The sequence below is a fragment of the Streptomyces phytophilus genome, assembly GCF_013870535.1.
Taxonomy (GTDB): domain Bacteria; phylum Actinomycetota; class Actinomycetes; order Streptomycetales; family Streptomycetaceae; genus Streptomyces; species Streptomyces phytophilus.
The window spans coordinates 1-1141 of sequence record NZ_JACBXC010001628.1 but is presented as its reverse complement, the minus strand read 5'-3'; the positions used below and the strand labels follow the sequence as shown (position 1 = coordinate 1141).

Sequence of the window (1141 nt, the reverse complement as noted above, 5' to 3'; positions counted from 1 at the left end):
CGCTGACCGCGTCCTCGGACCTGTCGAAGTCGCCGGTACGGCGGGTGAGCGCGCCCAGCACCTGCGGGAGCAGCTCCCGCAGGTGCTCCTCCAGCCGGGCCTCGGTGACCACGGCTAGAGTGCGTCCGCCGCGCCGCCGAGGCCGAGCAGCGGCCTGACCTCGACGCCCCAGTGGCGGGCGTCCGGGAACCGGGCGGCGATCTCCGCGGCGCGCTCGATGGACTCGCAGTCGACGAGCCAGTAGCCGGCCATGTGCTCCTTCAGCTCCAGGTACGGGCCGTCGGTGACGAGCGCCTGCCCGTCGCGCACCCGGACCGCCCGGCCGGCGGGCGGGCCGGCCAGCGGATCGCCGGCCAGCCACTCGCCGGACGCCGTGCAGTCCGCGAGCAGCTGCTCGTACTCCGCGTCCATCCGCGCGCGCTCGCTCTCGCTCAGCTCCTCCCACTCCTCGGTCGATGCGTAGACCATCAGCAGGTACTTCACGGTTCGCTCCTCTTCTCCGGGCGGAACCCCTCGTCCCGCCGCTCGCCCCGTGGTCGTAGCCACCGCGCGGGACCGGACATGCCGCCTCCGGCCGATTCTTCACCAGGACCCGTGTCCGGTTCCCGGACACGCCGCCGACCACGGGGCAGCGGCGGCGCATCCGGTGCCGCCGCACCGGAAGGAGGACCCGTGGACACCCAGGCAGGCTCCCGCGGCTCGCGGCGGTCGAACCGCGTGCTCGGCACGTTGTTCCTCGGCATGTTCGTCATGGGCGGCGCGGAGCTGCTCGTGGTCGGCGTGCTCGACGTCATGGCGCGCGACCTCGGCGTCCCGGTCTCCTCGGCCGGCGCGCTGGTCACGACGTACGCGCTCGGTCTCGCCTTCGGCGGGCCGCTGCTGACCGCGCTGACGATGCGGCTGGACAAGCGCACCGTCCTCGTCGGCACGCTCGTCGTGTTCATCCTGGGCAACGTGGTCGCGGTGACCACCACCAGCTTCGGCCTGCTGCTCGCGTGCCGGGCCCTGACCGGTGCGGCGGCCGGGCTCTTCGACGCCACCGCGTTCGCGGTGGCCCTCGCGAGCGTCCCGCGGGAGCGGGCGGGCCGCGCCATCGCGGTGGTCATCTCCGGTGTCTCCGTGTCCGCCGCCCTCGGCGTGC

Annotated in this window: 2 protein-coding genes; one reads left to right on the top strand and one right to left on the bottom strand. The window is 74.3% G+C overall.

What is annotated here, in order from left to right:
• Positions 1 to 114: 114 nt before the first annotated feature.
• Positions 115 to 483 (bottom strand): YciI family protein, encoded by a 369-nt coding sequence (locus H5J30_RS34755; protein ID WP_181791789.1) that lies wholly within the window; start codon positions 481 to 483, stop codon positions 115 to 117.
• A 189-nt stretch (positions 484 to 672) separates the two neighbouring features.
• Between H5J30_RS34755 and H5J30_RS34750 the strand changes: the two genes are divergently transcribed.
• A partial coding sequence (locus H5J30_RS34750; RefSeq protein ID WP_181791788.1) for an MFS transporter occupies positions 673 to 1141 on the top strand: 469 nt, incomplete at its 3' end.